The organism is Allobosea sp. P5_A5 (assembly GCF_056400625.1).
The window spans coordinates 602,726-615,176 of sequence record NZ_JBFUKY010000002.1; the positions used below are offsets into that span (position 1 = coordinate 602,726).

14 protein-coding genes are annotated in these 12,451 nt (G+C 65.5%); 4 read left to right on the forward strand and 10 right to left on the reverse strand.

All coding sequences use genetic code 11. The features are described 5' to 3' along the window. The 7 genes from AC1DR6_RS06505 to AC1DR6_RS06535 all read right to left on the reverse strand — a co-directional run bounded on the left by AC1DR6_RS06505 (window position 1) and on the right by AC1DR6_RS06535 (window position 7,512). Complete coding sequence (locus tag AC1DR6_RS06505; protein ID WP_476828361.1) at window positions 1–744, reverse strand: ABC transporter ATP-binding protein; 744 nt, start codon at window positions 742–744, stop codon at window positions 1–3. Beyond that, window positions 741–1,610 carry an ABC transporter ATP-binding protein gene (locus tag AC1DR6_RS06510; RefSeq protein WP_476828362.1) on the reverse strand — a complete coding sequence of 290 codons (870 nt, stop codon included), beginning with the start codon at window positions 1,608–1,610 and terminating at the stop codon, window positions 741–743. Before AC1DR6_RS06510 ends, AC1DR6_RS06505 begins: the two co-directional genes overlap by 4 nt. After that, window positions 1,610–2,992 (reverse strand): high-affinity branched-chain amino acid ABC transporter permease LivM, encoded by a 1,383-nt coding sequence (gene livM, locus AC1DR6_RS06515; RefSeq protein ID WP_476828363.1) that lies wholly within the window; start codon window positions 2,990–2,992, stop codon window positions 1,610–1,612. The genes AC1DR6_RS06510 and livM overlap by 1 nt, the downstream gene beginning before the upstream one ends. 4 nt (window positions 2,993–2,996) lie before the next feature. Next, complete coding sequence (locus tag AC1DR6_RS06520) at window positions 2,997–3,920, reverse strand: branched-chain amino acid ABC transporter permease (RefSeq protein ID WP_476828364.1); 924 nt, start codon at window positions 3,918–3,920, stop codon at window positions 2,997–2,999. Between the two features lie 292 nt (window positions 3,921–4,212). After that, window positions 4,213–5,223 (reverse strand): 4-hydroxyproline epimerase, encoded by a 1,011-nt coding sequence (locus AC1DR6_RS06525; protein WP_476828365.1) that lies wholly within the window; start codon window positions 5,221–5,223, stop codon window positions 4,213–4,215. A gap of 30 nt (window positions 5,224–5,253) precedes the next feature. Further along, entirely contained in the window at window positions 5,254–6,555 is a 1,302-nt protein-coding gene (locus AC1DR6_RS06530; protein WP_476828366.1) for an NAD(P)/FAD-dependent oxidoreductase, read from the reverse strand. A 54-nt stretch (window positions 6,556–6,609) separates the two neighbouring features. Then, window positions 6,610–7,512, reverse strand: coding sequence for a dihydrodipicolinate synthase family protein (locus AC1DR6_RS06535; protein WP_476828367.1), 903 nt, complete (start codon window positions 7,510–7,512; stop codon window positions 6,610–6,612). A 132-nt stretch (window positions 7,513–7,644) separates the two neighbouring features. Between AC1DR6_RS06535 and AC1DR6_RS06540 the strand changes: the two genes are divergently transcribed. Together AC1DR6_RS06540 and AC1DR6_RS06545 are read left to right on the forward strand one after the other, a co-directional pair. Further along, complete coding sequence (locus AC1DR6_RS06540) at window positions 7,645–8,304, forward strand: GntR family transcriptional regulator (protein WP_476828368.1); 660 nt, start codon at window positions 7,645–7,647, stop codon at window positions 8,302–8,304. Window positions 8,305–8,441: 137 nt separating this feature from the next. After that, window positions 8,442–8,960 (forward strand): flavin reductase, encoded by a 519-nt coding sequence (locus AC1DR6_RS06545; RefSeq protein WP_476828369.1) that lies wholly within the window; start codon window positions 8,442–8,444, stop codon window positions 8,958–8,960. A gap of 6 nt (window positions 8,961–8,966) precedes the next feature. Here AC1DR6_RS06545 and AC1DR6_RS06550 read toward each other — a convergent pair whose 3' ends face one another. Genes AC1DR6_RS06550 through AC1DR6_RS06560 form a run of 3 tightly spaced genes read right to left on the reverse strand, consistent with a single transcriptional unit; the run spans window position 8,967 to window position 11,082 of the window. Next, window positions 8,967–9,329 carry a carboxymuconolactone decarboxylase family protein gene (locus AC1DR6_RS06550; protein WP_476828370.1) on the reverse strand — a complete coding sequence of 121 codons (363 nt, stop codon included), beginning with the start codon at window positions 9,327–9,329 and terminating at the stop codon, window positions 8,967–8,969. Window positions 9,330–9,364: 35 nt separating this feature from the next. Next, window positions 9,365–9,832 carry an aconitase X swivel domain-containing protein gene (locus tag AC1DR6_RS06555; protein WP_476828371.1) on the reverse strand — a complete coding sequence of 156 codons (468 nt, stop codon included), beginning with the start codon at window positions 9,830–9,832 and terminating at the stop codon, window positions 9,365–9,367. Further along, window positions 9,823–11,082 (reverse strand): aconitase X, encoded by a 1,260-nt coding sequence (locus tag AC1DR6_RS06560; RefSeq protein WP_476828372.1) that lies wholly within the window; start codon window positions 11,080–11,082, stop codon window positions 9,823–9,825. The genes AC1DR6_RS06555 and AC1DR6_RS06560 overlap by 10 nt, the downstream gene beginning before the upstream one ends. 156 nt (window positions 11,083–11,238) lie before the next feature. Here AC1DR6_RS06560 and AC1DR6_RS06565 point away from each other — a divergent pair, with 156 nt between their 5' ends. After that, a complete protein-coding gene (locus AC1DR6_RS06565; RefSeq protein WP_476828373.1) occupies window positions 11,239–11,691 on the forward strand; it encodes an SRPBCC family protein in 453 nt (150 codons plus the stop codon). A gap of 228 nt (window positions 11,692–11,919) precedes the next feature. Further along, entirely contained in the window at window positions 11,920–12,420 is a 501-nt protein-coding gene (locus tag AC1DR6_RS06570) for a (2Fe-2S)-binding protein (RefSeq protein WP_476828374.1), read from the forward strand. The last annotated feature ends 31 nt before the right edge of the window (window positions 12,421–12,451 follow it).

Sequence of the window (12,451 nt, forward strand, 5' to 3'; positions counted from 1 at the left end):
TCAGTGCCTCCCGCCTTCGAGATAGGCCGCCTGGACCTGGGGATTGGCGAGCAGTTCCTTGCCAGTGCCGCTCATGGTGATGACGCCGTTGACCATGACGTAACCGCGATGGGCGAGCTTCAGCGCATGGAAGGCGTTCTGTTCGACCAGGAAGACGGTGAGCCCCTGCGTCCGGTTGAGCTCACGGATCGCCTCGAAGATCTGCTTCACGATCAGAGGCGCGAGGCCCAGCGAGGGCTCGTCCAGCATGAGGAGCTTCGGGCGCGCCATCAGCGCACGCGCGATCGCCACCATCTGCTGCTCGCCGCCCGAGAGTGTGCCGCCGCGCTGCTGAAGACGCTCCTTCACGCGGGGGAAGAGCGTGCACATCCGCTCCAGATCCTCGTCGAAATGGGCGAAGTTATTCACCGATGCGCCCATCTGCAGGTTTTCGTAGACGGTCATGCGCGGGAAAATGCGCCGGCCTTCTGGGGACTGGGCGATGCCGAGCCTGGCGATCTCGTGGCTCGGCAGGCGCGTGATGTCGCGGCCGGCATAGGTGATCGAGCCCTCGCGCGCCTGCGGGGCGCCGAAGATCGTCATCATCAATGTGGATTTGCCGGCGCCGTTGGCGCCGATCATGGTGACGATCTCGCCGGGGTTGACGTCGACATCGACGCCTTTGAGGGCGATGATCTTGCCGTAATAGGCCTTGACGCCGCGGACGGCCAGAAGAGGCTGGGATTGAGGCTGAGCCGTCGTCACGAGATACCGACCTCCGCTTCGACCTCTTCGACCTCCTCGTCGTCGACGCCGAGATAGGCTGCGATGACCTTCGGATCGGCCTGAACCTGCGCCGGCGTTCCGTCGGCGATCTTGGTGCCGTAATCGAGCACCACGACATGGTCCGAGATTTCCATCACCACCGACATGTCGTGTTCAATCAAAAGCAGTGCCGTGCCGAGCTCCTTGCGGATCGAGAGGAGCAACGCGTTGAGATCGAGACTTTCGCGCGGGTTCAGGCCCGCCGCTGGCTCGTCGAGGCAGAGCAGGACGGGATCGGTACACATGGCGCGCGCAATCTCGAGCCGGCGCTGGTCGCCATAGGGAAGGTCGGCCGCGGGATCGTCGGCGCGGTGGGTGAGGTTGATCTTGTCGAGCCAGAACTTGGCTTTCTCGACGGCCTGCTGCTCGCGCGCCTTGTAGCTGGAGAGGCCGAGGATGCCGAGGAAGGAGAAGCCCGACGCGATCATCAGCGGATTGTGCTGAGCGATCAGCAGGTTTTCCAGCACGGTCATGCCGCCGAACAGGCGGATGTTCTGAAAGGTCCGGGCTACCTTGGCTTTCCAGGAGATGCGGAAATCGGGCATCCGCTCCAGCAGGTAGCTCGATCCGTCGTCCTGCGTCAGCGTGATCATGCCCTGCGTCGGCTTGTAGAAGCCGGTGATGCAGTTGAATACCGTCGTCTTGCCGGCACCGTTGGGCCCGATCAGCGCCGTGATCTCGCCTTTGCGGGCCTCGAAGGAGAGGGCGTTGACGGCGGTCAGGCCGCCGAAGCGCATGGTGAGCTGCTCGATCTGGAGCAGCGGGCGGCCATGGGCCGCCACGGAGGAGGTCGCGACAGCGTTCATCAGCCGTGCCCCTCCTGCACGAGATCGGAGGAGATCTGTTTCTTTTCCTTGAGGAAGGCTGTCGGTTCGCGGGTCGAGATCAGGCCGCGCGGCTTCCAGATCATGATCACGACCATGGCAAAGCCGAAGATCAGCATGCGGTATTTGGTCGGGTCGAAATCGGCGCCGAAGATCGCCTTCATCCACTCGAGTTCACGCAGGAGTTCCGTGCCGCCGATCATTACGATCGCGGCGATGGCGACCCCCCAGAGCGAGCCCATGCCGCCCAGCACGACAATGGCGAGGATGACAGCCGATTCCATGAAGGTGAAGGATTCAGGCGAGATGAAGCCTTGTCGCGCCGAGAAGAAGGCGCCGGCGAAACCGCCGAACATGGCGCCGAGCGAGAAGGCCGTGAGCTTGGTGTTAGTGGTGTTGATGCCGAGCGAGCGGCAGGCGATCTCGTCCTCGCGCAACGCTTCCCAGGCGCGTCCTACGGGTAAACGCCGTAGCCGCAGCGTGACGAAGGCCGTGAGCAATGCGAGGCACAAGATGAGGTAATAGAGGAAGATCGTTCGGTAGAGCGGCGAGAATTCCAGCCCGAAGACAGCGGCGAAGCCGTTATCGGCGGCTGTGAACGGGATGCCGAAGAAGGTCGGGCGCGGGATGCCGGAAATGCCGGCATAGCCGTTCGAAAACTCGGTCCAGTTGATCAGGACGAGGCGGATGATCTCGCCGAACGCCAGCGTCACGATGGCGAGATAGTCGCCGCGCAGGCGCAGGACGGGGAAGCCGAGCAGCATGCCCCAGAAGGCGGCGAGAATTCCTGAGAGCGGCAGCAGCAGCCAAAAGGACAGGCCGAAATTCTTGGCGAGCAGCGCGTAGGAATAAGCGCCCACGGCATAGAAGGCGACGTAGCCGAGGTCGAGCAGGCCGGCGAGGCCGACGACGATGTTCAGCCCCCAGCCGAGCATGACGTAGATCAGGATCTGAACGCCGAAATTATCGACCCATTTCAGCGCGCCGCCCCAGCCCGCGAGGCTTATGGCGATAGCCGGGAAGGCCGCCAAAAAGCCGAGGCCGAAGAACGAGAACAGGCGCGAATGGCGCTGGAAGAAGGCGATCGTGCCGTGCGGCAGGATGCGGATCGCCGGCTTGTCGCTGCCCCGCTTCTGCTGCTGGCGCAGCACCACGAGGAAGCGCCCGACGAAGACGATGGCCATCGCCCAGGCCACCGCGTCCCAGCGCGGATCGAGGACCAGGACGTTGTCCATGTTCTGGCGCGTGCCCCAAGCGATGATGGGGATGCACAGGCCGAGCGTGACGAGGGCGGCGAAGCCGGCCTCCTTCAGTGCCGCCTTCATGTCGATGCCGGCAGGCTTTGCTGGTGTCGCGGTCGCCATGGCGTCAGACCTTCTCGACTTCCGGCCGGCCCAGAATGCCCGAGGGCATGAAGACCAGCACGATGGCGAGGATGCAGAAGGCGGCGACGTCCTTGTAGTCGATGGTGAAATAGGCCGACCACATCACCTCGATCAGGCCGATCAGAAGCCCGCCGAGCACGGCGCCCGGCAGCGAGCCGATGCCGCCCAGAACAGCCGCGGTGAAGGCCTTCACGCCTGGGGTGAAACCGTCCGAAAAATTCACGACGCCGTAGAGGACGAGGTACATGACGCCGGCGACGGCGGCGAGCGCGGCGCCCATCACGAAGGTGATCGAGATCGTCCGGTCGACGTCGATGCCGAGCAGCGCGGCCATCTTGCGGTCCTGCTCGCAGGCGCGCTGGGCGCGGCCGAGCGGGGTTTTCTGCACGATGTACCAGAAGGCTGCGAGCAGCACGGCCGTCGTGACCACGATGACGATCTGCTTGTAGGAGATTTGAACCGTGTAGACGGCGCTATCGATCAGCGTGATCGACTTGTTCAGGATCGGCGGGATCGACTTGTTGCGGGGGCCCTGAACCACCTGCACGAAGTTGGACAGGAAGATCGACATGCCGATCGCCGAGATCAGCGGCGCCAGCCGGAAGGACCCGCGCAGCGGGCGATAGGCGACGCGCTCGATCGCCCAGTTCCAGAGCGAGGTGAAGAACATCGCGAGGCCCAGCACGATGACCAGCGCGATGATCACCATGGCGGCGCTGGTGCCCAGGACGGAGGTCACGAGCATGAAGAAGATCAGCGCGATGAAGGCGGACAGCATGAAGATGTCGCCATGGGCGAAGTTCACCATGCCGATGATGCCGAAAACCATCGTGTAGCCGATGGCGATGAGACCGTAGATCGATCCCAGCGTCAGCCCGTTGATGAGCTGCTGGAGAAATACTTCCATGGACGACGCCGACCCCTCGAACCAGCTCCCGTTCTCGTCACCGACATGACGTCGGCGCATGCGGGATGCGATTACCTTGCAGAGCTACCAACGGTTAACGCCGGCGACAATCACTCCGCCGTCAAATTCTGTCAAAAGCAATTTGGCGCGAAGTGCCTCTCAAATGTGCAGAACTCTTTGCGCCCAAGCGTGCTTTTCACGCATGATGATTGCGTCGCAAGCCGCTGGAAGCAGCCGGAGGACAACATCCTGTCAGCCCGTAACGGCGCATGTTCGAGCCAGCGATGTCCGGTCACGCGCGATCCGCCAGCTGGAAGCCATGCGCGAGCGGGTCGCGATCGTGTATGAAGATGGTGTTGTAGCCGGTCATCCGGGCCCAGCCCTCTATCGAGGGAATGATGCCCTCGAAGGGGCCGACCTGCGCCTTCGCTTCGACCCGACCGCGAAAGAGCGTTCCGATGATGCTCTCATGGACGAAGTCGTCGCCGACACCGAGTTTCCCCTGAGCCGCCCATTGCGCCATGCGTGACGACGTGCCGGTGCCGCAAGGGGAGCGATCGAGCGCCTTGTCGCCGTAGAAGACGGCATTGCGGGCATGGGCCTCGGGATGGGTCGGGATGCCCGTCCAGAGAACATGCGACAGACCGTTGATCGCCGGATTTTCGGGGTGGACGAAGTCGTATTTCGCGTTGAGCGCGGCCCGCAGCTTCGGGCTCCAGCGCAGCAGGTCGGAGGGGTTCACGTCGGCGATGTCGCGGATGGCTTCCTGCGGATCGACGATCGCATAGAAATTTCCGCCATAGGCGACATCGACGACAACCTCGCCCAATCCCTCGACGTTTGCCGTCAGCCCGGTCGCGTGCAGATAGGAGGCGATGTTGGTGATGCGGACACTGTCGATATAGGGCCCGTTGCGGACGTAAGTTGCGGTGACGAGGCCGGCCGGCGTGTCGATCTTCAGCACGCCGTCCTCGCGCGGCGTCACCAGCCCGCGCTCCAGCGCCATCGTCACCGTGCCGATGGTGCCGTGGCCACACATCGGCAGGCAGCCCGAGGTCTCGATGAAGAGGAAAGCGATGTCGGCGTCCGGCCGCGTCGGCGGGTAGAGGATCGCGCCGGACATCATGTCGTGGCCGCGCGGCTCGAACATCAGCCCGGTGCGGATCCAGTCGTATTCGGCCAGGAAATGCGCGCGCTTTTCGACCATCGTGGCGCCCTTCAAGGGCGGCGCACCGCCCGCGACAAGGCGAACCGGATTGCCGCAGGTGTGGCCGTCGACGCAGAAGAAGGTGTGTGTCGCCATGGGCTTGGTCCTGCCTGCTGGTAATCTGATTCAGAAGCGCCGCGGGCTGAACGGCGCGAGATCGATCGCCGGCGGCCGGCCCGCGACGAGGGCGGCGACGAGATCTGCCGTCGCGTGAGACTGGGTCATCCCGTAATGGCCGTGGCCGAAGGCGTAGAGCACATGCGGGTTGTGCCGCGCCGTGCCGATCACGGGCAGCGAATCGGGCATCGAAGGGCGAAAGCCCATCCATGTCTGGCCGCTCTCGAATGCCGGCAGGCCATCCACCAGACTGGCTGCCTTGTCGTAGAGCCGGCGCGTGCGCGCATGGTTGGGCGGGGCCTGAAGCCCGCCGAACTCGACAGCGCCGCCGATCCGCAAGCCGGAATCGAGCGGTGTCGCGACGAAGCCGTGGCCTTCGAAGGCGATTGGCCGGGAAAACAGACCTGTCTTGCCGGGGAAACTGACATTGTAGCCGCGCTCGGTATCGAGCGGGACGTCGTCGCCCAAGGCCTTGGCGAGCGGCTTCGACCAGGCGCCGGCCGCGATGACGACCCGGTCGGCACTGTGCCGCCAACCATGCCGCGCCATCAGAGCCGGGCGTTCACCCGTCGAGACGGTGTCGACCCCGATGCGCTCGAAGATTGCGCCGCGCTCCAGCGCTGCCTCGAACAGCGCCATGGTCAGCTCGAGCGGGTCGCTGATATGGGCAGTCCCCGGGTGGAGGGCTGCGCCGACGAAACGCGAGGACAGCGCCGGTTCCAGCTGCCGAAGGGACCGGGAGTCGATCATCTCGACCTCGATGCCGAACGAGGCCTGCCGTTTTGCGATTTCCGAGGCCGCAGCCATCGCTCCGGCGTCGGTGAAGGCATAAAGCCCGCCATTCCGGTGAATGAGATGGCCGAGCCCTGTCCGCTCCGCCCGCGCCTGCCATGCTGGCAAAGCGAGCCCTTGCAGGGCCGCCAGCCCGACGATCGAACGTTCATAGGCTGCCGGGCGCGATGCCAGGGCGAAGCGAGCGAGCCACGGCAGGAGCTTCAGGAGATAGGCGGGGCGGATGCTGAGGGGACCGAGCGGATCGGCCAGAAACTTCGGCACCTGCCGCAGGATCTTGGGGCTTGCGATTGGCAGGATGTCGGTGTGGGCGATCCAGCCTGCATTGCCGCGCGAAGGGCCGAAGGCCGGCCCCTCGCGATCGACGATCAAAACCTTGTGGCCCTCGTCCAGGAGCGCATGGGCGATGGCGACGCCGACGATGCCGGCTCCGACGATGGCGATCTTCATATCGCCATCTGCCTTGGACCAAGGCCGCGCCTCCGCCAGCCGGCCCGGCGCGTCGCCGTTGCGTCGCACCGGTTCCGGATCATGGGCGGGGTTGAGCCGGCGAGCACCAAATCGGTCGTCCTTTCAGAGCTGGGGCAGGGCGGGGCGTTTCGCGTTGGCGGCCTCGACGATCGCGGTGATGCGCGCCCGCTCGGTACCTTCCAGCGCGATGCGCGGGGCGCGGCAGCGGTCGTTCGAGCCGATCGTCACCGCCTCGACCAGCTTGATGTTCTGCACCAGCCGGGTCGAGACGTCGAGGTCGAGCAGGGGGCGGAACCAGCGGTAGATCGCGACGGCTTCGGCCATGCGGCCGGCCTTGGCGAGTTCGTAGATCGCGACGGTCTCCTTCGGGTAGGCGACGACGAGGCCGGCGACCCAGCCATCAGCGCCCACCGCGAGGCTTTCCAGCGCGAGATTGTCGACGCCGGTCAGCACCGCGAAGCGATCCCCGCACAGCGACTTGATTTCGCTGATGCGGCGCACATCGTCCGACGATTCCTTAATGGCCGTGAACAGGGGCTCGTCGCCGAAATCGGCCAGCATCGCAGGCGGAATATCGACGCCGTAGCCGACCGGGTTGTTGTAGATCATCACCGGCAGGCCGCCGGCCTTGGCGACGGTGCGATAATGCGCGGCGGTCTCGCGCGGCTCGGATTTGTAGGGAATGCCGGGCAGGATCATGAAGCCGTCGGCGCCGGCCTTGGCGCCGTTCTCGGCAAGCTTGCAGGCGTTGCGCGTCGAGCTTTCCGCGACCGTCAGCAAGACCGGGACCTTGCCGCCGGCGACGCGCAACGCGATCTTCAGGACCTCGATCTTCTCTCCGGGATCAAGCGTGGAGGCTTCGCCCAGCGAGCCGGCGACGATCAGGCCGTGTACGCCCGCATCGAGCTGAAGCTTGAAGCAACGCTCCATCTCGGCAATGTCGAGCTTGTCGTCGGCCGTGAACTTGGTCGTCACGGCGGGCAGAACGCCTGTCCACTTGGTCATGAGATGCTCCTGTTGCGCGATGGGCGAGCGAGATCGCGAATTAACGTTACGCTGATATGCAGATCTTGATATATCAGCATTGCTGCGTCAGTCAATGGGTTGAACGGGCCTGTTCGGGCCGATGAGGGCACTGTGGACGAAGCGCGGCGCGATACTACCCAGAGCCTGACCGAAACGGCCTATCGCCGGCTGGAAGAGGCGATCGTCACGCTGGAGCTCGAGCCGGGCTCGGCGCTGACCGAAGCACAGCTGATCGCTCTCGTCGGGCTTGGGCGAACTCCGGTTCGGGAGGCGCTGATCCGGCTCTCGCAGCACGGTATGGTGGAAATCCTGCCGCGCAAGGGCGTCGTCGTTGCCGATATCAATGCGATCGACATCATGGCGGCGCTGGATGCCCGCGAGGTGCTTGAAAGGCTTGTCGTGTCGGATGCGGCACGGCGCGCCAGCCCGGCCGAGCGGACCGCGATCGTGACCCAGGCGCGGGCGATGCGCGTCGCGGCCGAGCAAGGCGACGCTGCCGCCTATATGCGTCTCGACAAGCAGCTCGATGGCGAGATTGCAGCTGCGGCGCGCAGTCCCTACGCCTCGCGCGCGGTGGAGCCGCTACAGGCCTTGATCCGTCGGGCCTGGTATCATTTCGAGCGACAGGACGATCTCGTTGCCGCGGCGCAGTTTCATGCGACGCTCGCCCAGGCGATTGCAGCCTCGGACGCGAATGCGGCGGCCAAGGCGTGCGACGCCCTGATGGCGCATCTGCGCCAGGGGCTTCTGGCGACACTGACGGCCCCTTGAACGGGCGTGATATATCTGGATAGGGTCCGTCGTACTGAGGCGGGACTTGAGCCCCGCCCAAGCTCGTATGGCGCCGTTAACATGGAAGCCCTACATAGGGACGGTCCGCGACTGTCGCGGGCGCTGCGACCGAGGCCATGACGAAGACGGTTCATCCCATGCCGCCCGAGATCGATCAATCCGCGGGACCTTCGTTCCGGGAGGCGATGGCGCATGTGGCCAGCGCTGTGCATGTCGTCACGACGATGACGGCTGCCGGGCGTTTCGGTTTGACCGCCACCGCCGTCGCGTCGGTTTCGGATGCGCCGCCGACCGTTCTGGTCTGCATCGAGCGTTCCAGCCGGACGCTGGCGTCGATCCTCGAAAGCGGCATCTTCTGCATCAACACCTTGCCCGCGCATGACGTCGATCTCGCGGAGATTTTTGCCAGCCGCCGTGGGCTGCTCGGCGAAGACCGCTTCGCGACCGCGCAATGGGACGGTCTCGTCACCGGTGCGCCGGCGCTGCGCAACGCGCTGGCCGCCTTCGACTGCCGCTTGGTTGCGACGCATGATATCGCCAGCCACCGTGTGCTCATCGGCGAAGTCGTCGCGTTGGGCGGTGAGGGGCAGGGCGGCAGCCTGATCTACCGCCGCCGCCAGTTCGAAGCGATCTGATCCGGATCAGCCGGCGCTTTCCGCGTCCATCTCCGCGAAGATCGCCGCCGCTTCCTTGTAGGCATGGTTGGCAGCGGGAACGCCGGCGTAGACGCCGACCTGAATCAGGATTTCCGCGATCTCTTCACGGGTCAGGCCGTTGTTCAGCGCGCCGCGCACATGAATGCGGAATTCACCCCAGGCGCCGAGTGCGGAGGCGACCGAGAGAACGATGACCGAGCGGGTGCGCCGGTCGAGACCGGGCCGGTTCCAGATGTCGTTCCAGGCCGTACGCGTGATGAAGGCCTGAAAATCGCTGTTGAACGGCGTGACGCCCTGCGAGGCCTTGTCGACATAGCTGTCGCCCAGTACGGCCCTGCGGGTCTTCATGCCAGCGTCATAACGGCTCTGCTCGTCCATCGATTTCAACCTCTAGCGTCGGTGATCGTCTTGTCCGCCCGTGAGGGACAGGGAAGCGGGTTCGCGTCAAGCGTGATCGAGCCCATCGGTGAAATCGCCAGCCATCGGCCGTCAAGGCCGGTCTGCTCGGAAGCCGGCAGGCGGAAGGCTGACGGGCTCGGCCAGCCCATTTCGCGCGCGACCACGAGGCCAAGCAGCAGGATCGCGTCGGGCGCGTCCATCAGCAGCGCGGCGGGGGCGCGGCCGGAATGAACGAGTTCGAGGAGCACGGCCGAGGCCGATGAGGAGCCGATCGTGCCGGGCAGCGCCAGGATCATGCCCGCGATATTGCGGCCGCGCTCGGGGTGACGGGCGTCGATGATCGTGCCGGTCGCGGGATCGACGCCGCCCCAGAAGCTGATTGGCGCGGTCAAAGCCAGGCAGGGCGCCACGACCTCCGGGCCCGGAATCAGAGGCTCCGCTGTCAGCTCCATCGCCGCGGCTCCCGCACCAGACGGCCGGCCACGGCGCTCTCGACGCATTCGCCAAGCGAGCCATAGACGACGGCGTAGCCGGTGTTGCCGGGCGCGTAATGCGCGAATTTGCCGGAGTTGGTCATCAGCACCGCGCCTTGGATCTCGGGCAGGATCGGCGTGACGACGACGCAGGTGTCGACGACGAAGACGACGCCCGCCGCCTCCAGCGCCCGGCGCCGGTCCCGCTTCTCGAGTTCAGACACCACATGCCGGCCGGTGTTGGCGTAGATCGGGCGCAGCAGGTTCCGCCCCGCCATCAGCCGCTCCAGTTCGTCGATCTCCGAAAGCGAGAGATGCGGGGAGCCTATCGCGATCGCGTCGACGCGCTCGCCGGCCTCCGTGGTCGAGAGAGTCGCAAGCGTGGCGGCGATGTCGGTCGGGGTGATGGCGATCCGCTCATGAGGCGGCAGGCCGCCCAGAGCGGTCGCCGCATCCGGCGCTTCCGGCGTGACGCCCGCGACGTGAAAGAGGCCGACCCCGCCGGCCGAGGCCGCCGCCGCGCCGAGCGCCTTGAGCTTGTCCTCGTCGGTGCAGCCTTGCAGCCCTTCGATGACGGCGACGGCACTGCCGGCTTTTCGTCCGAGGAACGTCCCCAGGACAGGGTAGAAGACGGCTGTTCGGCGTAGTTCGTCCGACAGGCCGCCGACGTCGAGCAGGATCGTGGCGATGCGGTTCTCCGGGCGGTGCAGCCCGTAATCGGGCGCGCGCCCGCTGATCGCGCAGGCGATGTCGAGGAAATCGCCATAGCGGTTGGTCCGCGCGCCGAGGACCGAATTGCAGAAGACGACGGCGTTCGATTCGCCCCAGGCGACGTCGCTGCCTTTCGCGGGGCGGTGGCCTGCCTGGTAGGGCGCGCAGGTCCAGCTCGGTTCGCAGCCCATCGCCTCATAGGCGCGCATCATGCGGCGCGCCATCTCGCGCTCATGCGGCGCCAAGTGCACCGCTGCGCATCCGGCCGGGGCGAGCGAGCCGACATTCAATGTCGCCCGCACCGATGTCCGCGCTTGCCCCGCAATGAGCGCCTCGGCGAAGAGCGTGCCGGAATCGCCATGGTAGAGGGCGCCGTCGATATGCGCGGACGCGATCGGGATCAGGCGCGGCGCGCCCATCAACCGCGCGGCCTCGGCCACGATGCGCATCGCCATCGCGGCACCCGCACCGAATTCGCCGTTGGCGGTGCTGGCTTCAATTGCCGAGAGCGCGACCATCGAACCTCGTCATGATGCCAGCCCGCTCCGCATTGGCCATCGCCAGCGCCCCCTTGGCAGGGGGGCGGTTTGCGACCATGGATAAACACTGGATAACGCCGGGGTCGCGCGCTGCGCAAGCGGCTCGTCCCGGCTGCGGAAGACGGAGAAAACGCGATGGCGATGACGATGAGCGGGGAGGCGACCTTGCCGGCGAGCAAGGACGTCGTCTGGGCCAAGCTGAACGACCCCGAGGTGCTGAAGGCCTGCATTCCGGGCTGCGACCAGCTGACCAAGGACGACGATACCCATATGTCGGCGGTCGTGAAGGTGAAGCTCGGTCCGGTGAAAGCCACCTTCAAAGGCAAGGTTGAGCTGGTCGATTTGGACCCGCCCAACGGCTACCGCATCCAAGGCGAGGGCGAGGGCGGCATCGCCGGCTTCGCCAAGGGCGGCGCCAAGGTCATGCTGTCGGATGCCGAAGGCGGGCAGACGCTGCTGCGTTACGAGGTCGAGGCGCAGGTCGGCGGCAAGCTGATGCAGCTCGGCTCCCGGCTGATCGATTCCGTCTCGAAAAAGCTCGCCGACGAGTTTTTCTCGAACTTCGCAAAAGCCGTCAGCGAAGGCTGAAAACTGGCGGGCTGCAGCGTCACCCATCGCGGAAATCCGCCGTGGAAGGCAAAAAACCGCGTGGTTTCTTCGAGCGCCTTCCGCTTGACCCCGCGAAAAGCCGGGTCCACATTCCGTTTTGATCCATTCCAAGGAAAAGCTGCCTGATGAGGCAAGCGCTTCCGGAAGGGAGCCGGCGCGCGTGCTTGCTCATGCGCGTCCGGGGGGAGGATCGCAGGAGATGTGCTCATGACCACTGTTTCGCTGTCGGTGAACGGCAAACCCGTCGCCGCGAATGTCGAACCTCGCACCTTGCTGGTGCAGTTCCTGCGCGAGAATCTGCGGCTGACCGGCACCCATGTCGGCTGCGACACCAGCCAATGTGGTGCCTGCGTCGTTCTGATCGACGGCAAGGCGGTCAAATCCTGCACGGCACTCGCCGTCGCCTGCGAAGGGACGACCGTCACCACCATCGAGGGGCTGGCGAATGGCGATACGCTGCACCCGATGCAGGAGGCTTTCCGCGAGCACCACGGCCTGCAGTGCGGCTATTGCACGCCCGGCATGATCATGGCCGCCGTCGATATGGTGAACCGGCGCGGACACACGCTCGACGAAAAGACGATCCGTGAGGATCTCGACGGCAATATCTGCCGCTGCACCGGCTACCACAACATTGTCAAGGCGGTGGCCGCAGGGGCCGAGGCGATGGGCCGGGCTGACGCGCCGGTGCGCCAGGCGGCCGAATGATCCTGCCTGCCAGCCTCGCGGCAGCGAGTCC

Coding starts and splice junctions, on each gene's coding strand:
- AC1DR6_RS06510 (WP_476828362.1), bottom strand. CDS start 1,610: ATGAACGCTGTCGCGACCTCCTCCGTGGCGGCCCATGGCCGCCCGCTG.
- livM (WP_476828363.1), bottom strand. CDS start 2,992: ATGGCGACCGCGACACCAGCAAAGCCTGCCGGCATCGACATGAAGGCG.
- AC1DR6_RS06520 (WP_476828364.1), bottom strand. CDS start 3,920: ATGGAAGTATTTCTCCAGCAGCTCATCAACGGGCTGACGCTGGGATCG.
- AC1DR6_RS06525 (WP_476828365.1), bottom strand. CDS start 5,223: ATGGCGACACACACCTTCTTCTGCGTCGACGGCCACACCTGCGGCAAT.
- AC1DR6_RS06535 (WP_476828367.1), bottom strand. CDS start 7,512: ATGACCAAGTGGACAGGCGTTCTGCCCGCCGTGACGACCAAGTTCACG.
- AC1DR6_RS06545 (WP_476828369.1), top strand. CDS start 8,442: ATGACGAAGACGGTTCATCCCATGCCGCCCGAGATCGATCAATCCGCG.
- AC1DR6_RS06550 (WP_476828370.1), bottom strand. CDS start 9,329: ATGAAGACCCGCAGGGCCGTACTGGGCGACAGCTATGTCGACAAGGCC.
- AC1DR6_RS06555 (WP_476828371.1), bottom strand. CDS start 9,832: ATGGAGCTGACAGCGGAGCCTCTGATTCCGGGCCCGGAGGTCGTGGCG.
- AC1DR6_RS06560 (WP_476828372.1), bottom strand. CDS start 11,082: ATGGTCGCGCTCTCGGCAATTGAAGCCAGCACCGCCAACGGCGAATTC.
- AC1DR6_RS06565 (WP_476828373.1), top strand. CDS start 11,239: ATGGCGATGACGATGAGCGGGGAGGCGACCTTGCCGGCGAGCAAGGAC.
- AC1DR6_RS06570 (WP_476828374.1), top strand. CDS start 11,920: ATGACCACTGTTTCGCTGTCGGTGAACGGCAAACCCGTCGCCGCGAAT.